13 protein-coding genes are annotated in these 15,382 nt (G+C 68.7%); 5 read left to right on the top strand and 8 right to left on the bottom strand.

The genetic code is table 11. The annotated features are described in order from the left end of the window. Window positions 1-8: 8 nt before the first annotated feature. Complete coding sequence (locus ACZ6DT_RS35580) at window positions 9-1,160, bottom strand: acyl-CoA dehydrogenase family protein (RefSeq protein WP_465603683.1); 1,152 nt, start codon at window positions 1,158-1,160, stop codon at window positions 9-11. A 104-nt stretch (window positions 1,161-1,264) separates the two neighbouring features. On the opposite strand from ACZ6DT_RS35580, the gene ACZ6DT_RS35575 reads away from it, so the two are divergent. From ACZ6DT_RS35575 to ACZ6DT_RS35565, 3 genes are all read left to right on the top strand, one after another. Continuing rightward, entirely contained in the window at window positions 1,265-1,879 is a 615-nt protein-coding gene (locus ACZ6DT_RS35575; protein WP_465603495.1) for a TetR/AcrR family transcriptional regulator, read from the top strand. 103 nt (window positions 1,880-1,982) lie between these two features. Beyond that, window positions 1,983-2,771 carry a hypothetical protein gene (locus ACZ6DT_RS35570; protein WP_465603494.1) on the top strand — a complete coding sequence of 263 codons (789 nt, stop codon included), beginning with the start codon at window positions 1,983-1,985 and terminating at the stop codon, window positions 2,769-2,771. Between the two features lie 116 nt (window positions 2,772-2,887). After that, window positions 2,888-4,510: a succinic semialdehyde dehydrogenase gene (locus ACZ6DT_RS35565; protein WP_465603492.1), complete on the top strand. Its 1,623-nt coding sequence runs from the start codon at window positions 2,888-2,890 to the stop codon at window positions 4,508-4,510. Between the two features lie 69 nt (window positions 4,511-4,579). Here ACZ6DT_RS35565 and ACZ6DT_RS35560 read toward each other — a convergent pair whose 3' ends face one another. The 7 genes from ACZ6DT_RS35560 to ACZ6DT_RS35530 form a co-directional block, all read right to left on the bottom strand. After that, entirely contained in the window at window positions 4,580-7,603 is a 3,024-nt protein-coding gene (locus ACZ6DT_RS35560) for a helix-turn-helix transcriptional regulator (protein ID WP_465603491.1), read from the bottom strand. Window positions 7,604-7,666: 63 nt separating this feature from the next. After that, window positions 7,667-7,879, bottom strand: a complete 213-nt coding sequence (locus ACZ6DT_RS35555; RefSeq protein ID WP_465603489.1) for a hypothetical protein — start codon at window positions 7,877-7,879, stop codon at window positions 7,667-7,669. A 162-nt stretch (window positions 7,880-8,041) separates the two neighbouring features. Further along, window positions 8,042-8,254 (bottom strand): DUF397 domain-containing protein, encoded by a 213-nt coding sequence (locus ACZ6DT_RS35550; RefSeq protein ID WP_465603487.1) that lies wholly within the window; start codon window positions 8,252-8,254, stop codon window positions 8,042-8,044. Between the two features lie 50 nt (window positions 8,255-8,304). Next, a complete protein-coding gene (locus tag ACZ6DT_RS35545) occupies window positions 8,305-9,183 on the bottom strand; it encodes a helix-turn-helix domain-containing protein (RefSeq protein WP_465603486.1) in 879 nt (292 codons plus the stop codon). Between the two features lie 458 nt (window positions 9,184-9,641). Then, window positions 9,642-10,541 (bottom strand): acyl-CoA thioesterase, encoded by a 900-nt coding sequence (locus ACZ6DT_RS35540; RefSeq protein ID WP_465603484.1) that lies wholly within the window; start codon window positions 10,539-10,541, stop codon window positions 9,642-9,644. A gap of 611 nt (window positions 10,542-11,152) precedes the next feature. Further along, entirely contained in the window at window positions 11,153-12,577 is a 1,425-nt protein-coding gene (gene pyk, locus ACZ6DT_RS35535; protein ID WP_465603482.1) for a pyruvate kinase, read from the bottom strand. Between the two features lie 110 nt (window positions 12,578-12,687). Then, window positions 12,688-13,353 (bottom strand): DUF2461 domain-containing protein, encoded by a 666-nt coding sequence (locus ACZ6DT_RS35530; protein WP_465603479.1) that lies wholly within the window; start codon window positions 13,351-13,353, stop codon window positions 12,688-12,690. Window positions 13,354-13,509: 156 nt separating this feature from the next. On the opposite strand from ACZ6DT_RS35530, the gene ACZ6DT_RS35525 reads away from it, so the two are divergent. Further along, a complete protein-coding gene (locus ACZ6DT_RS35525; RefSeq protein WP_037304077.1) occupies window positions 13,510-13,818 on the top strand; it encodes an ArsR/SmtB family transcription factor in 309 nt (102 codons plus the stop codon). A gap of 107 nt (window positions 13,819-13,925) precedes the next feature. Further along, window positions 13,926-15,368 (top strand): aromatic amino acid ammonia-lyase, encoded by a 1,443-nt coding sequence (locus ACZ6DT_RS35520; RefSeq protein WP_465603477.1) that lies wholly within the window; start codon window positions 13,926-13,928, stop codon window positions 15,366-15,368. Window positions 15,369-15,382 lie beyond the last annotated feature (14 nt).

Genomic DNA, 15,382 nt, shown 5'->3' with positions numbered 1-15,382 from the left:
AACGGGTTTCACAGCGTGCGGGAGATGATTTCCTTCATGATCTCGCTGGTGCCGCCGAAGATACGGGAGATCCGGATGTCGGCCCACGCGCGCGCGATCGGGTACTCGGTCATGTAGCCGTAGCCGCCGAAGAGCTGCAGGCAGTCGTCGACGACCTTGTTGACCCGCTCGGTGGTCCACAGCTTCGCCATCGCCGCGCCCTGCACGTCGAGTTCCTTGCGCAGATGCCGTTCGATGCACTGGTCGAGGAACGCGCGGGACACGGCGGCCTCGGTCGCGGCCTCGGCGAGCTTGAACTTCGTGTTCTGGAAGTTGTAGACCGGACGGCCGAAGGCCTGGCGGTCCTTGGTGTAGGCGATCGTCTGGTCGATCGCGGCCTCCATCCCGGCCACCGCGGTGACGGCGATGATCAGCCGTTCCTGCGGCAGCTGCTGCATCAGCTGAATGAAGCCGAGGCCCTCCTGCGCACCGAGGAGGTTGGCGGCGGGTACCCGGACGTCGTCGAAGTTCAGCTCCGCGGTGTCTTGGCCCTTGAGTCCGATCTTGTCGAGGACGCGCCCGCGACTGAAGCCCGGGGTGTCGGTCTCGACGGCGATCAACGAGACACCCTGCGCGCCCGCGTCCGGGTCGGTCTTCACCGCGACGACGACGAGGTCGGCGTGGAAACCGTTGGTGATGAACGTCTTCGCGCCGTTGATCACGTAGTGGTCGCCGTCGCGTACCGCGCGGGTCTTGATGTTCTGCAGGTCCGAACCCGTGCCGGGTTCGGTCATCGCGACCGCGCCGACCATCTCGCCGGAGGCGAACTTCGGCAGCCACGCCTTCTTCTGCTCTTCGCCCGCGTACTCCAGGATGTAATGCGCGACGATTCCATTGTGGACGGTGACGCCCCAGGCGCTGTCCCCGGATCGGGCCTGCTCTTCGTAGAGCACGGCCTCGTGGGCGAATGTGCCGCCGCCACCGCCGTACTCCTCCGGGATGGACAGGGCCAGCAGGCCGACCTCGCCCGCCTTCGTCCACAGCTCGCGGTCGACCTTCTTCTCCGCCGCCCAGCGCTCCTGGTTCGGCACGAGTTCCTTCTGGCAGAAGGTCCGGGCGAGGTCCCGGAGGTCTTCGAGCTCCGTCGAGCTCCACGAACTCTTCTGGATCTGCAAGGGCACGGCCAACGCCTCCTGATCGGACCTGGAAAACATGACGCTTAGGATGTAAGTTCCAAGCGGAATGTACATCCGTACCGAGCTGCACGTAAAGGGGGCCTGATCCGGTGAGTGTGCTCGGCAGGACCCATCGCACCCAGGCCGAGCGGCGTGAGCAGACGCGCACCGCCCTGCTCGACGCGACCATCGACTGCCTGGTCGATCTCGGCTACGCGCGCACCTCGGTCCAGGAGATCTGTGCCCGCGCGGGCGTCTCGAAGGGCGCCGTGCAGCATCACTTCTCCGCGAAGGCCGAACTCATGGCGGCCGCCGTCGAACATCTGACGGAGAAGTTGCGCGGACGGCTCGCGACGTCGATCTCGGCGCTTCCCGGTGGCGCCTCGGGTGTCGCGGCGGCGATCGACCTGCTGTGGGAGGGCTATTCGGGCACGCTGTCCACGGCCGCCACAGAACTGTGGGTCGCGGCGCGCACCGACCCCGAACTCCGCGAGGCGATCCGCCCGGTCGACAGGGCGCTGGGCCGCTCGACGCTGGAGCACATCACCGCGGTCGCCGGGGACCTGCCGAAGGAACGCGCGGAGATCCTGTTCTGGCTGACGGTGAACCTCACCCGCGGGCTGGCGCTGGACGCCGAACTCGGTGGCGATCCGAAGCGGCGGCGGCAGTTGCTCGACGAATGGAAGCGGGTCGCGGTGATGTTGTACGAGGGCACCTCCGCGTAGCACGCGCGGGAACCGCCGACCAGAGCACAGGTGACACTTATCTCGTCGGCCGATTCGTGGTGGAATTCCTTGCTGGACAACAAAACCGGCGGAGGAGCCGATCATGAGCGCGCCGCAGCAGCAGCCGTACCAACCGACTGGCCCGTTCGGCGCAGGGCAGCCCGCGCGACCGCCGTCCGACGTGCGGCTCCCCCGGCTGTTCGGCGCGATGATGGGAGTTTTCGCGGGTCTGCTGGTACTGCTCGCGACCTTTCTCCCGCAGTCGACCTACGAACAGGTCTCCGAAGGCAAGCCGGTGTCGAAATTCGCCGAGACCGGCTGGACGCGGACCTTCGACATCGAGCCGTCGGCGGAAGAGAAGGAGTTCTACGACACGACGCATGTCGCCCGCTACGGCATCCCGCTGTCCGCCGCCGCGCTGACGCTGTTCGCCGGGGCCGCGGTCGGGTTCGCCTCGTACCGGCGGAGTTCGGGTTCACCCGCCGCGACGACGTCGAGGACGCTGCTGGTCGCCGGCGGAGCGGGGACCGCGATCGGCGTCTGGATGCTCGGCATGGACATCTCGGCGAGCCTGAGCTTCGGGCAGGACACCGGCCGCTTCGTCTCGCGCTACGGCACCGGGAGCGGATTCTGGATCCTGCTCGCGGGCGGACTAGTGGCGTTGCTCACGATCGGACTGGCGGTCGTGGCCAACCGGCGTGAACCGGCGCCGCCCCCGCGGGCCCCGTACCCGGTCGCTTACAACCCGTACGCTCCCGACATCGGCCGGCAGCGGTATCCGCAGGCCTACGAGCCGTCGTCGCCCCCGACGCCGCCCGCGGGATCCGCGTTGCAGCAGCAGGACATCCTGCGCCCGTCCCCGGACAATCCGCCGCGACCCGGCAATACGTGAAACTGATTCACATCAGCGGTGGACAGTCTCCATACCGGCGGTATGCTGTACTCGTCGGTAACACCTGGGCTCTGCGTGGCGCCTTCCGGCTCCACGCCGCATGGAACGGAGACGGCATGACGAGCACGACACCGGCGAGTGCGGGCCAGCACCTCGAAGGATCGTCCACCATCGGCGGCGTTCCCGGCGCCCCCGCCATGGCCAGGGCGGAACGGCTCGTACGGCGGGTCGTGGGCGGCGAGGACACCACTGTCTCGGCACCTGTCGACATGCGCGCGCCGTTCACCGGACAGCCGATCGCGACCCTTCCCCAGGCCACCGACGCCGATGTCCGCGCCGTATTCGACCAGGCGCGGGAAGCGCAGCGCGCGTGGGCCGAACGGCCGGTCGAAGACCGGCAGCGCATTCTGATCCGCCTGCACGACCTGGTCTTGAAGCGGCAGGAAGAAGTACTCGACCTCGTGCAGATCGAAGCGGGCAAAGCCCGGATGGACGCCTTCGACGAGGTCAGTGCCACCGCGCTCGTGGCCGCCTACTACGGCAAGCACAGCGCGAAGCTCCTTTCGCCGCGTCGCGCCGCCGGGCTGATCCCGGTGCTGACGAAGGTCGGCGAGATCCGGCACCCCAAGGGTGTCGTCGGGATCATCTCGCCGTGGAACTACCCCCTCGCGCTGACCGCGATGGACGTCCTGCCCGCGCTCGCGGCGGGCAACGCCGTGGTGCAGAAGCCGGACAACCAGACCGCGCTCTCGGCGCTGTGGCTGCAGGAGATCGCCGAGGAGGCCGGGCTGCCCGCCGGCGTCTGGCAGATCGTGCTCGGCCGCGGTTCGCGGATCGGCGACGCGCTCGTCGAAGAGTCGGACTATCTGTGCTTCACCGGATCCACGCCCACGGGTAAGGGTCTCGCCGCGAAGGTGGCGGAGCGGCTGACGAGCTACTCGCTGGAACTCGGCGGCAAGAACCCGATGATCGTGCTGCCCGACGCGGACATCGCCAAGACCGCGACGGGTGCGGTGACCGCGTGCTTCTCCTCCGCGGGTCAGCTGTGTGTTTCGGTCGAGCGGATCTACGTCCACGAGTCGATCCGCGAAGAGTTCACGCGGGCCTTCGTCGCCAAGACCGCCGCGCTCCGGCTCGGAGGCGCACTGGACTACCAGGCACAGATGGGATCTTTGACCTCCGACGCGCAGCTCGCGACGGTGTCGGCGCACGTCGAGGATGCCCGGTCCAAGGGCGCGAAGGTGCTTGTCGGCGGCAAAGCCCGGCCCGACGTCGGCCCGCTGTTCTACGAGCCGACCGTGCTCACCGACGTCACCGAGGACGTCAAGCTGTTCGCCGAAGAGACGTTCGGGCCGGTCGTGTCGATCTACGGCTACACCGACGTCACCGACGCGATCGAGCGCGCCAACGACACGAAGTTCGGGCTGAACGCGAGCGTGTGGTCGCGCAACGGCCGCGCGGGCTGGGAGGTCGCGGCGCGGTTGAAGGCCGGGACCGTCAACGTCAACGAAGGCTTCGCGGCGACCTTCGGGACCGTAGGGCTGCCGATGGGCGGGATGAAGGAGTCCGGTGTCGGGCGGCGTAACGGTGCCGAAGGGCTGCTCAAGTACACCGAGGCCCAGGCGATCGCGGTGCAGCGCGGGATTCCGCTGCGCCCCGGCCGCGGAATCCCGCCGAAGCTGTGGGCGCGAGGGCTGAGCGCCGGCCTCAAGGCGCTTCGCCGCCTCCCGCGCCGCTGACCCACGCATTTCGTCCTCTGAATGCGGTAGTTGCGTATGCAAGGACCGCATTCAGAGGACGAAATGCGGCTAGGAAGAGGTCGGGGCGGCCAGCAGGCCCCGGTCGTAGGCGATCGCGACCGCCTCGGCCCGGCGGCTCGCGCCGAGTTTCGCCATCACCCGCGAAAGGTGGACGCTTACCGTCTTCTCGCTGATGTACAGCTCTTCGCCGACCTGCCGATTGGTCCGGCCGAGCGCGACGCGTTCCAGTACGTCGCGTTCGCGGTCGGTGAGCGGGTCGACTACGTCACGACGCGGGGCCATGGCCTCCCCCGGAAGCTCGACACGCGCCCGGTGGCTGAGCTCCCGGACGGCTTCGCGCAGCGGACAGGCGCCCAACCGGTCGGCCACCGCGTGCGCGGCCAGCAGCTCCGACGCGGCGAGGGCGGTGTCAACGTCTGAAGCCAGCAGGGACTTCGCGTGCTGCAGGCGGCACATCGCCTGCTCGTACACCGCGCCGTACCCGAACGCCTCGATCGCCTTCGCCCACAACTCCGGGTCTCCCGCGCCGTGCAGGCAGCTGCCGAGCGCCTCCAGCCGGGCAAGCCACGCCAGCGCCTCCGGGCCCAGCGACACCGAACGCGGGACGCCGTGTTCGGCGCAGTGGCGGCCGTGGGCGAGCATCTCCTCGCCCGCTTTCACCGCCGCCTCGACCGTCGCGAGATCGCCGCGCACTCGCGCTTGGGCGGCCTGCGCGACGGCGGCCGCGACGCCGTGCACGCTGATCCGGATCCCGCCGAGGATCGTGGGCTCGACCTCTTCGAGCCACTCGATCAGGTCGTGCGCCTGCCGCACCGCGCCCGCGTGGTCCCCACGCCAGGACGCGAGCTGGATGGCGGCGTCACCCGCCGCGAGCGCGATGGAGATGTCCGTGCTCCAGTGCTGGCGCAGGCTGGGCAGGATCTTGTCCGCGTCGGCGAACCGGCCCCTGCCGACGACGAACTGCGCCCAGATGCTCAGGAACCGCCCGGCGACGACACTCGAAACACCGCGGCCCGCACGGCCGGCGTCGTCGTCTTCCGGCCAATCCCCACTGACGTAGCGCAGCGTGAGGTGCTTGGTCCGCAGCTCGATCCCGAAGGAACTCCAGGTCAGCCCGGTCTCCTTGGCCCGATCGATACCCTTGGCGTAGTACTTGAGCGCGGAGCGGATCTCGGCCCTGTCGTCGTAGCTCAGCCCGAGGAAGTGCAGTGCCCGCAGTTCGCCGTTGAGCGCGCCGGAATCCCTGGCCTTCCGCTCGGCCTGGCGCAACCGCTCCCGCGCCTCCTCGACGTCACCCGCCGAATCGGCCAGCGTCCCGAGCGAGACCAGCGCGGCCGCCTCCGCCCCGCCCGCGCCGACGGCCCTGGCGTCGGCGACCGCGGCCAGCGCGCACTGCAGCGCCTCGTCGTGCCTGTCGATCAGGCGCAGGATGCCCGCCCGGGTGGCGAGCACCCAGGCCCGCGCGGAACTCGCCTCGGTGTGTTCGACCAGCTCCCAGGCCTTGTCGATCGCCTCGACGACCTCGTCGAGCGTGCCGTCGACCGAAAGCAGTGCCTCCGCGTGCCGTCGCCAGACCTTGGCGGCCCGCTCGTTGCCGATGTCCGGGCCGAGGGCCTCGGTGGCGGATCGCGAATAGGCGACCGCCCGCTCCGGCTCCCCCGACGTGCTCGCGAAGTAGGAGGCCTCGTGCAGCAACCGGAGCTCGTCGACGTCCGACGGGCGGTCCGCCGCGGGCACGGCGTCCCAAATGGACAGTGCCTGTTCGACGTGCCGCAGCGCGGAACCGGGAGCACCCAGCTTCTCCGCCTCGTCCATCGCGCGCAGCAAGGCGGCCAGCGCGGTGACGAAGTCCTTGCTCTCCAGGCTGTGGTGCGCGAGCCGCGCGTCCTGGCCACGGCCCTGCGTCCGGTTGCGGATGCGCGACGCGTACGCCGCGTGCATGCGCACCCGCTCCCCCGGCAGCAGATCGCCGTAGACCGCTTCCTGCAACAACGCGTGCCGGAAGGCGTAGAAGCCGTTTTCGATCACCAATACGTGATGCTGCACCGCTTCGCGCAGTGCCTCGTCGAGTTCGAGTTCGTCCAGCCCGGAGATCTCGGCGAGCGCGGCGTGCGCCACCGCGTCTTTGGCGACCGAGACCACGCGCAGCACACGGCGCGTGATCTGGGAAAGCTGTTCCACCCGGGCGAGAAGCACTTCGGCAAGCCCGGCGGGGAGTTCACGGCAGTCCTTCGCCGACGCGAGCAACTCCTCGACGAAGAACGGATTGCCCTCGGACCGGGCGACGATGTCGGCGATCATGTCCTGGCCGATCGGCTCGTCGGCCAGCGCCTCGACGAAGGCGCGCGCGTCCTCGGCGCCGAACGGTTTGACCTCGACGCGTTCGACCGCGCCCAAACGCACCACCTCGGAAAGCACGGCCCGGAGCGGATGCCGCCGGTGGACGTCCTCCTCGCGATAGCTCGCCACCACCAGCAGCCGCTGGGTGCGCAGCCTCGTCAGCAGGAAGGACAGCAGGTTCCGGGTGGAGCCGTCGGCCCAGTGCAGATCCTCCAGCAGGATCACCACGGGCCGGCGCTGCGCGATGACGGTCAGCACCCCCAGTACCGCGTCGAACAGCTGGAGCTGGCCGAGGTCCTGTTCGGGCCGGAGCCGTTGCGTCGACATCCGTTCGCTCGCGGTGAGCTGACCGTCTTCGATGGCGGGGTAGTCCTCCGCCTGCTGCATCTGCGGGAGCAGCCTGCCCAGCGCCGGCCGGGCCCGGACCGCGGCGGTGACCGCGGGATCGGACGTCGTCGCCAACGGCGCGAGCGCCTCGGCGAACGGAAGATAAGGAAGACCGCCCTCATGGACGTCGATACAGCGCCCGGTGAGCACCAGGGCGCCCGTGCTCGCGGCGAACTCGCCGAGCGCGGTCAGCAGGCGGGTCTTGCCGACGCCGGCGTCACCGGAGAGCAGCACCGCGCCGGCCTCGGCCCGTTCTGCACGGGCGAAGGCGGCACGGAGCTGCCGCATCTCCTGAGTGCGGGCGACGATCGGGATTCCGGAGCCAAGACGGGGCACGAGGTGCATTCTTGCCTACCGGACCGACAACTTCGCCTGTGTTTTCGCCGAGAGCTTCATCGCACTCGACCTCTACCGGGTGATCTCGCCGCTGCGGGCGGGCGCCTGCCGCGCCTCGCGGCGCTGCTGGGCGGGCACCTTGACTTGGGCGCGATGCGCGCGGATCCGCCTGCCCGCCCGGCGGGCCTTGTCGACCCACACGCTGCGGCCCGCTCGCTGGAGCTCTTCGCGCCGGTACTCGACCTCGGCCAGTACTCCGGTGAGCAGAGCGTCGTTCGTGTTCATCACTGTTTCCCCTTAGGAACTCACTGCCTTGTTTGGTAGTGATGACATTCGTCCTGAGGGGTGCCTCGCGGCATCGGGTGATCACCTACACCCGGACGTGATTCGACCCCTTACGCCGGCCCATCCCCTGCTCGGGCGGCGTAAGGGGTCGAGTTTCAGTGGCTATGGCCGAGAGCCGGGGCCACCCGGGCGCACGGCGCCGAGCAGGCCCAGCCACGCCTGCGGCGACAGGCGGAAGGCACCTCCCTCAGGGTCCTTGGAGTCCCTCAGTGCGGCACCGGAACCGGTGAAGGCGACCTCGACGCAGTCGTTGCCGCCGCCACTGTGGCTGCTCTTGAACCACCGGGCCTGGGAAAGATCATCGTTGGACGTCATGCTCCCCACTCCTAACTCGTTTCCGGGGACGTCGAGCGCTCCGAGTCCCGTCACTGCGGTTTCTCCGGAAGGGCAGCCCGTTCGGCGAACCTTCCGGCGGCCTCGGCGATCGCCTCGACCGAGTCGTCCGGCTTCAACGCGGCGGCACGCAGATGGTCGAACATCAACGCGTATCGCCGGACGTCCGGGGGTTCCTCCAGGTAGAGCCCGCTGGAGGTGCTGTCGACGTAGACCACGTCGGTGTCGGCCAGTTCGGGGAAGCCCATGATGAGGAACGGACCCTCCATCCCGGGATGGGCACCCGCGCCGAACGGCACGATCTGGACGGTCACGTTCGGCTGCGCCGCCATCGCGACCATCCGGTACAGCTGTTCCGCCATCACCTCGGGCCCGTCGACCGTGCGATGCAGGACAGCTTCGTCCATGACGGCCCAGTACTCCGGCGGCGACGGATCGGTCAGCAGCTCCTGCCGCGCCATCCTCGCCGCCACCCTGCGCCTGATCTCGGCGTCCTCGGCGTCGGGCCGCATCGCCCTGATCACGGCCTTGGCGTAGCGCTCGGTCTGCAACAGTCCCGGCACCAGCAGCGCCTGGAACGCCCGCAGAGAACTCGCGTCCGCCTCCAGGCCGACGAAGGTGCCGGTGAACACCTCGTTGTACGCGTGCCACCAGCCGCGTTTACGGGCTTCCCTGGCCAGCTGGACGAGCGCTTCCTGCTCGTCGCCGGCGATGCCGTACAGCTCGAGCATGTCGCGCGCGTCGCGCGGGGTTACGCCGACGTGCCCGGTCTCGATCCGGCTGACCTTCGACGCCGAGCATTCGAGCTTCTCGCTCACCTCGTCGATGGTGAGGTCCGCCGCCTCGCGCAACCGCCTCAGCTCACTCGCCAGCCGTCGGCGGCGCACGGTGGGTCCCTGACCCCTCGTCATCACGGCACCTCCACAAGCTGTCCGAGCGACATCGATCGCGACACGGCGAGGAGAACAGTGTTCTCCCGACTCCGCACGAAGCTCATTTAACCAGCCCGAGACACATTCGGTGAGATGGTCACACCACCATTTTCCGATCTGACCGGGTTTTCATCCTGCAATTTGCAGATTGCCGTTGTAGGTTGAGCATTGTGCAACGCGGTACGCCCGCCTTCACCGGCGGCAGCGGACCCGCTCGCGGCGTCGGCGCGGGGCCGCGAACTGCACCGACGGGTTTCCGGAAGGATACCCGTCAAGGCCGGATTTACTCCCGGAGCAGGGCCGGAGCCGTCCCCCGATCGGTTCCGGCCCTTCCTTTAAGTCCACCATTTCGTAATGCTCTGGCTCCAGATGTTAATGCGTTTCGCCATTCCCTCTAAAGGGTGGACAAGACACTCTCCGATGCGGAACGTCACCGTTCACACCACCCGGAGAAGGCCTTCCTGCACGACGGTGGCGATATGCGTTCCATCCGCGGCGAAGAATCGGCCGGTCGCCAGGCCGCGGGCACCCGACGCCGTCGGCGACGCGCTGTCGTAGAGGAACCACTCGTCGGCCCGGAACGGGCGGTGGAACCAGAGCGCGTGGTCGAGGCTCGCGCCGATCACCTTGTCGAGATCCCAGTAGACGCCGTGGCGCGCGAGGACCGAATCCAGGAGCGTCATGTCGGAGGCGTAGGTCAGGACGCAGACGTGCAGGAGCCGCTGATCCGGGAGCTTGCCGTCGGCCCGCATCCAGACCTGATTCCTGGCGGGCCGCTCGCCCGATTTCCGCGTCACCCACGGCGGATCGTTGACGTATCGCAGGTCGATCGGGCGTGGCCGGTCGAGGTGGCCCATGAAGTATCCCTCGGCGCGCTCCTGCAACGTCGGGAGCGATTCGGCGTCCGGGACGTCCGGCATGGCCTCGGAGTGCTCGATGCCGCCCTCGTCCTTCTGGAACGAGGCGGACAGGGAGAAGATCGCCTTGCCGTGCTGGATGCCCACGACGCGGCGGGTGGTGAACGAACGGCCGTCGCGGATACGGTCGACCTCGTAGACGATCGGGACGCTCGGGTCGCCGCCGCGGATGAAGTACGCGTGCAGCGAGTGCACCTTCCGCTCCTCGGGGACCGTGCGGCCCGCGGCGACCAGTGCCTGCCCGGCGACCTGCCCGCCGAACACCCGCACCGGCGAGTGGGCGGGCGAGACACCGCGGAAGATGTTCTCCTCGATTTTCTCCAAGTCCAGCAACGCGACCAGCCGGTCGAGCACGGGCTGTCCGCCCACTCCGCCGGAGTTGTCGAAACCGGCCGCGGCTTCCCTGGCCATCTCAGTCATGTCCTGAACTTTAGGCCGTAAGGGTGTCCCGGTCCTGAGTGAGGCGGGGCGTTTGTCGCGAAGGCCACCTTCGGGCCGGCTGGGGACAACTCGGCTGAGCCGGTCACGGGTGAGCGGGGAGGTTGAGTGTCCCCATTCCTCCATCACCCAAGCCACGACGCAGGGAGGACCTCCTCCCTACTCTGACGGCAGGTCCCCGGCAAAGTCGGATAGCCGCTGGTCGGTGGCGCTTGGTGGGCGAACTGGACATCCGAAGAAGGCGGATGACAGGGTGTCTTGAGCGTCAAGTGTCCACAAAGGACACTATTCGACCACTGAATGTCCACTTGATGCCTACATGTACGTTTTTCGCCTGGGGTCGTGAGGGAAAAGAGGGCTGGAACCGTCTTCTTTCCTCACGACCCGGCCGAAAACGGCCGAATCGGGCACCGTCGCCCCGAAGGCGTCCCTTATGGACAGTCGAGAAGGTGCCAGACCGCTGTGACGAGCCCGCCCCTGTCTCCACAATACCCACCTGACCACCTGTTATGCGACTTTGCCTTGGCCCTACCCTGACGGCAGGGAAGAGGCCTTCACGGCACAGTTCGAGGCCCCGCGAGACGGCGAAAGGATCAGGCGTGGTCGTCCTCGCCGAGGCGGTGCACCCGGATGAGGTTGGTCGAGCCGACCGTCCCGGGCGGGGAACCGGCCACGATGACCACCAGGTCGCCCTTGGCGTATTTGCCCATTTCGAGCATCGCGTGGTCGACCTGCTGGATCATCTGGTCGGTGGAGCCCACCTTCGGCACGATCCGCGTCGTGGTGCCCCAGGTCATCGCGAGCTGGCTGCGGACGCTCTCCTCCGGCGTGAACGCCAGCAGCGGCAACCGCGTGTGCAGCCGCGCGAGCCGGCGGACGGTGTCACCGGACTGAGTGAAGGCGACCAGCGCCTTGGCGTTCAGCCGCTCACCGATGTCACGAGCCGCGTAGGAGATGACGCCGCGCTTGGTGCGCGGGACGTGCGAAAGCGGCGGCACGACCGGCGAGTCGGTCTCGACGGCCTCGATGATCCGGCCCATGGTCTTGACCACTTCGATGGCGTAGCGGCCGACGCTGGTCTCACCCGAGAGCATGAGGGCGTCGGCGCCGTCGAGCACCGCGTTGGCGACGTCCGAGGCCTCGGCGCGGGTCGGGCGGGAGCTGTTGATCATCGACTCGAGCATCTGCGTCGCGACGATGACCGGCTTCGCGTTCTCGCGGGCGATCTGGATGGTGCGCTTCTGCACCAGCGGGACCTGCTCCAGCGGAAGTTCCACGCCGAGGTCACCGCGAGCGATCATCACCGCGTCGAAGGCCAGCACGATGGCTTCGAGGTTGTAGACCGCTTCGGGCTTCTCGATCTTCGCGACCACCGGGAGTCGTCCCTTGCCGACGCGGTCCATCACCTGGTGGACCAGGTCGATGTCGGCGGGCGAGCGGACGAAGGACAGCGCGATGAAGTCCACACCGAGTTCGAGCGCGAACTCGAGGTCCTCGATGTCCTTTTCGGACAGCGCCGGCACGGAGACGTCCATGCCCGGCAGGGAAACGCCCTTGTTGTTGCTGACGGGACCGCCTTCGGTGACCTCGCAGACGACGTCCGGGCCCTCGACCTGCTTGACCACGAGGCCGACCTTGCCGTCGTCCACGAGGAGACGGTCGCCGGGCTTCGCGTCGTCGGCGAGTCCCTTGTAGGTGGTCGAGACGCGGTCGTGCGTGCCCGCGACGTCCTCGACGGTGATGCGCACGATGTCGCCGTTGTGCCACTCCACCGGGCCGCCGGCGAAGGTGCCGAGACGGATCTTCGGGCCCTGGAGGTCGGCGAGGATGCCCACCGCGCGGCCGGATTCGGCGGCGGCGGTGCGGACGAGGTCGTAGACCTGCTTGTGGTCGCTGTGCGTCCCGTGGCTGAAGTTCATCCTCGCGACGTCCATCCCGGCGTCGACGAGTTGCCGCATCTTCTCCGGCGTAGCGGTCGCGGGGCCCAGGGTACAAACGATCTTCGCGCGTCGGCTCACGTTCGCACAGCGTAGTCCCTCGTCGCGGATACGTCTGTACCGATACCGAAAGTTCAAGAAAAGTATCAGTTCACCTGGGCGATGGACAGCCGCCGATCAGGGTTCGGTGGTTATCGTCGCGGTTTCTCGCTCGGCCCGACCCGGTCACGGGCCCACTCGTTGAACGCGCTGACCTGCCGCCATGCCTTCCGCACCCGGTCGAGCGCGCCCCGTTCGTGCAGGACGTCGTCCGGTTCCCAGCCGCGGACGGCGTACACCGATCGATACCTCAGCAGGTCGATGCGGGGATGGTCCTCGGCGAACCCGCGCGGCTTCGACTTGAGCCTGTCCCCCTTGATCTCCCAGCCCGCCTTCTCCAGCTTCGTGAGGATCTTGGCCAGTTCGGCGCCGCGCAGTTCGGTGTCGACGGCCTTGCGGAAACGGGCGAGCTGATCGGACTCGAAGTGGAAACAGCCGCCGCCGACACGCAGCCCGGCCGGACCGACCTCGACGTAGTACGCCCCGCCGCCGCGGCCCTGCTCGATCACCGCGCCGCAATGGGTCTTGTACGGCGTCTTGTCCTTGGCGAACCGGACGTCGCGATACGGACGGAACACCTTCCCCTCGCCAAAGCCGTCACCGAACTCCGGAATCAGCTCCGCGAGCAGCGCCTCCATCGGCGCGCGGACGTCGGCCTTGTAGGTGGCGAGGTTCGCGTCCCAATAGGACTTGGAGTTGTCCGCTTCGAGACCGTCGTAAAAGTCGATGGCGTACTCGCCGAAACCCTCGAAACCCATGCGGTGACCGTAATCCCCGCCGCCGACAGCAGCGCGAAGAGGCTTACTTGGCCAGAGCGGAGATCAGCCCGCCGTCGGTGGTGGCACCGGACAGCACCCACGGGACCTTTCGAACATTCCTTGACGGAAATATGCCGCACGGGGCACATTTCCCGGATGATGCAGACTTTCGAGATCCTCGCCGAGCCGAGGCGGAGGACCATCCTCGACCTCTTGCGTGACGGCGAACGGTCGGTCAACGAGCTGGTCGAGGTCCTCGAATTGAGCCAACCTGCCGTATCGAAGCACCTGCGTGTCCTGCGCGAGGCGGGTCTGGTCACCGTCCGCGTCGCCGCCCAGCGCCGGTGCTATCGGCTCCGCCCGGAGCCGCTCGCGGAAGTCGACGCCTGGCTCGCGCCGTACCGCCGGTTCTGGGAAGGACGGATCGACGCGCTCGAGCGACACCTCGACGAAGACAGTCAGTGAACAGGTAACGGCTCGAACGGGATCCGCGGTCGGCCGCGCGCCGCGTCCCCCGGTCGTAGTGCGCCTGGAATGCGGTCATAGTGGTGCGGTCGGGAAAGGAGGCCGCCGTGATCCGGGTCGACGGCCGGACCCTGCGCTGCGCGGACGTCGTGACCGCCGCGAGCACCGAGGGACCGCTGGGCATCGACGTTTCCATCGTCGCGCTGCGCGGCGCCGAAAGCGCGTGGAAACTCGCCGAGGAGCTGAGCACACGGCGGATCGTCTACGGCCGCACCACCGGCGTCGGCGCCAACAAGGAGGACCCGGTCGGCGAGGGCGAGTCGCCGGATCACGGGCTGCGGTTGCTGCGCAGTCACGCCGGTGGCAGTGGCGACGTCATGTCCCCCGGCCAGACCAGGGCGATGATGCTGATCCGGCTCAATCAGCTGCTGGCCGGACGCTCCGGGCTCAGCCCGGAGCTGATCGGGGCGCTGGCCGCCGCGGTGCGGACCGGGTCGCTGCCGCTGGTGCACCGGCTCGGCGCGATCGGCACCGGCGACCTCGCGCCGCTCGCGGAGACCGCGCTCGCCCTCACCGGCGAACGGCCGTGGCTGACCGGCGGTGTGCCACCGGTGCCCGTGCGGGCCGGTGACGCGCTCGCGTTCATGAGCAGCAACGCCGCGACCCTGGCCGAAGCGACCCTCGCGGCGATGCGGCTCGACACGCTGACGCGGGCGAGTCACGTTGTCGCGGCACTGACCTACATCGCGCTCGACGGGAACCCTGAGGCGTACGCGACTCCCGTGCACGAGGCGCGTCCGCACGCCGGACAGGTCGCGTGCGCGGCGGAGATGCGGCGACTGCTCGGGATGGAGGGCACGCCCAAACCCGGCAGGCGCATCCAGGACCCGTTCGGGCTCCGTGCTTTCCCGCAGGTGCAGGGGCCCGCACTGGACGCGATCCACTACCTGCGCGACGTGCTCGCGGTGGAGATCAACGCCAGCACCGAGAACCCGATGATCTCGACGGTGTACCAGGACGCTTACCACCACGCGCATTTCCACACCGCGTACGTCTCGACCGCGCTCGACCAGGTGCGCGCGACCGTCCACCAGGTCGCGGAACTGTCGGTGGCCCGCCTCGGCGACCTGGTGGAACCGGAGTTCACCGGGCTGCGGCCGTTCCTCGCGGCCGGGCCGTCGGGCAGTTCGGGCGTGATGATCCTGGAGTACGTCGCCCACGACGCGCTCACCGAACTGCGGCAGGCCGCGCTCCCGGCGACGCTGGGCACCGCCGTCGTCTCGCGCGGGATCGAAGACCACGCGAGCTTCTCCACCCAGGCCGCGCGGGCGGCGACCGCGGCCGGGACGGCGTACCGGCAGGTGCTGGCGTGCGAACTGGTCGCGGCCGTCCGGGCGCTGCGGATGCGGAAGGCCGAACTCGTCTCCCTGCCCGCGCGGGACGCCTACGAGACCGCCGCCTCCGTGCTCGACCCGAGCGTCGAGGACCGGCCGCTCACCGAGGACATCGCGCGCGCCGTGTCGCTTTTGGACACCCTCGCGCTCATCTGACTCCGCGATGTCGA

This window comes from Amycolatopsis sp. NPDC041971 (assembly GCF_055588925.1).
This window is presented reverse-complemented; position numbering and strand designations above follow the sequence as displayed.

Bases quoted from the DNA above. Each gene is read 5' to 3' on its own strand.
- ACZ6DT_RS35570 (WP_465603494.1), top strand. From the start codon at position 1,983: ATGAGCGCGCCGCAGCAGCAGCCGTACCAACCGACTGGCCCGTTCGGC.
- ACZ6DT_RS35565 (WP_465603492.1), top strand. From the start codon at position 2,888: ATGACGAGCACGACACCGGCGAGTGCGGGCCAGCACCTCGAAGGATCG.
- ACZ6DT_RS35560 (WP_465603491.1), bottom strand. From the start codon at position 7,603: ATGCACCTCGTGCCCCGTCTTGGCTCCGGAATCCCGATCGTCGCCCGC.
- ACZ6DT_RS35555 (WP_465603489.1), bottom strand. From the start codon at position 7,879: ATGAACACGAACGACGCTCTGCTCACCGGAGTACTGGCCGAGGTCGAG.
- ACZ6DT_RS35550 (WP_465603487.1), bottom strand. From the start codon at position 8,254: ATGACGTCCAACGATGATCTTTCCCAGGCCCGGTGGTTCAAGAGCAGC.
- ACZ6DT_RS35545 (WP_465603486.1), bottom strand. From the start codon at position 9,183: ATGACGAGGGGTCAGGGACCCACCGTGCGCCGCCGACGGCTGGCGAGT.
- ACZ6DT_RS35540 (WP_465603484.1), bottom strand. From the start codon at position 10,541: ATGACTGAGATGGCCAGGGAAGCCGCGGCCGGTTTCGACAACTCCGGC.
- ACZ6DT_RS35530 (WP_465603479.1), bottom strand. From the start codon at position 13,353: ATGGGTTTCGAGGGTTTCGGCGAGTACGCCATCGACTTTTACGACGGT.
- ACZ6DT_RS35525 (WP_037304077.1), top strand. From the start codon at position 13,510: ATGATGCAGACTTTCGAGATCCTCGCCGAGCCGAGGCGGAGGACCATC.